Here is a 1,144-nt window from a genome sequence, read left to right as displayed (position 1 = left end):
GGCAACGCTAGCGGTAAAACATGATGGAAAACGGTTTGTACTTTAGACGCACCTAAACCTAGAGCAGCTTGTCGAATTGAAGGTGGCACAGCTTTTAAAGAAGCACGTGTTGTAATAATGACTGTTGGTAGTGTCATTAAACTTAATACCAAACCACCGACAAAAGGAGCTGACAACGGTAAATGCATCCAACCAATAAAGATTGCAGCACCCAACAAACCAAACACGATTGAAGGTACAGCAGCAAGGTTATTAATGTTGACTTCAATAATGTCTGTAATGACATTCTTTGGAGCAAACTCTTCAAGATAGATTGCGCTGGCAACACCGATTGGAATCGAGATAATGATCACAATCAGCATCATGAATAATGAACCCATGAATGCGCCTGCAAGACCACTAATCGCTGGTGAACTACGAGAGTCAGGATTCTTAAATAAAGTGGTATTAAAGGTATTTTCAAGTACACCTTTTGCTTTAAGGTCATCTGCCAGCTTGCGGATTTCCGGATCAAGTTGTTGCTGGTCGTCTGGTAATGAGCGGTCAATATTACCCTTCAGCCATACATCTACATTGGCATCACCCAAGAAAGTTAGGTTCTCTTTTTTCCCAATGAGTGATGGGTCAGCAAACACCATATCACGTAAGCGATAAGCTTCAGAACTTGCATAAAGGCTACTTAAATAATCGCGTTGTGATGCAAGTGAAGGATCTTTAGCAATCATGCCATTTACGATCAGGCTATCCCAATCGACCATACCCATTTTCGTTTGCCAATCGACATAACGTTCTTGGTAATGTGCAGGTGTTTCACCTTGTGTACGTACCGGCACTGGACCTGCATCAATTACTTTAGGATCGAAGTAGACTGGTACATTCATACTGGTTTGCCAGAATGCCGGTAAACCTTTTGCCAAAATACTGCCAAACAGTAGCGCAACGAATGCAAGGCCAATAACAACTGCTGACAAACCTGCAAAGCGGAAAGCTTTTTCTTTGCGGTGACGTTTAGCCAATGATTTTTCAATCACTTTTTTACGGCGATCACGTGCCTGAGCAGCGGCTTGTGGATCAAATCCGTTCTGATCCATAGGAGACGCTGTATTTGATGTACTCATTCGTATTGCTCACGGTATTTACGCAC

General features: G+C 42.7%; 1 protein-coding gene. It reads right to left on the bottom strand.

The features are described 5' to 3' along the window. Nucleotides 1–1,118 (bottom strand): PstA family ABC transporter permease (locus tag VXQ92_RS19885; protein ID WP_416682949.1); only part of this gene is annotated, 1,118 nt, incomplete at its 3' end. Between the last annotated feature and the right edge of the window lie 26 nt (nucleotides 1,119–1,144).

This window comes from Acinetobacter sp. 228 (genome assembly GCF_048147885.1).
The sequence above is the reverse complement of the archived record's forward strand: the minus strand, read 5'-3'. Positions and strand labels throughout refer to the sequence as shown.